Source organism: Tenacibaculum sp. AWR4_210 (genome assembly GCF_056160945.1).
Genome location: NZ_JBSWYF010000050.1, coordinates 1 through 442, shown reverse-complemented (window position 1 = coordinate 442; position 442 = coordinate 1). Strand labels below are relative to the sequence as shown.

The 442-nt window shown below is 65.6% G+C and carries 1 protein-coding gene; it reads right to left on the bottom strand.

What is annotated here, in order from left to right; translation table 11 throughout:
* Positions 1-336: glucosylglycerol hydrolase (gene gghA / locus ACXAG7_RS19970; RefSeq protein WP_476667926.1), on the bottom strand; the 336-nt coding region annotated here is incomplete at its 3' end.
* Positions 337-442 lie beyond the last annotated feature (106 nt).

Here is a 442-nt window from a genome sequence, read left to right as displayed (position 1 = left end):
CACGCAGAAGGCGAACGCCTCGCAGCGCTGCACAGGCAAGAGCACCCGCTCGAAGGCGATCTCGCTATGCGAGACTGAAAGATCAAGCTCGGCCCCCGCTTCGGGCCGCAAAAGCTCGATGAAGATGTCGCCGTCCGCGATGCTCCAGTCCTGCAATTCAGGAACGAAGAAGCCAAAGACCACCCGGTCTCCCTCGACCTGAGCCCCAAGACGCCGCGCGATGCTGCGCCCGGCGCTGAAGCGGTCCTCGGCGGTGGTGAGGATGCGCTCGCACCAATCGGCAAGCTCGGCGGTCGCTTCGGCCTCGAAGGCGGGCGGGTCCATGCGGTCGTACACGTGGCGTCTCCTGTGGTCTTGCGGTCCGGGTCTGGGGCCCTGATGCGGATCAGGTGTCTTCGGGGGTGAAAATCAGCGTCGACAAGGGCGGCAGCATCATGCGGGC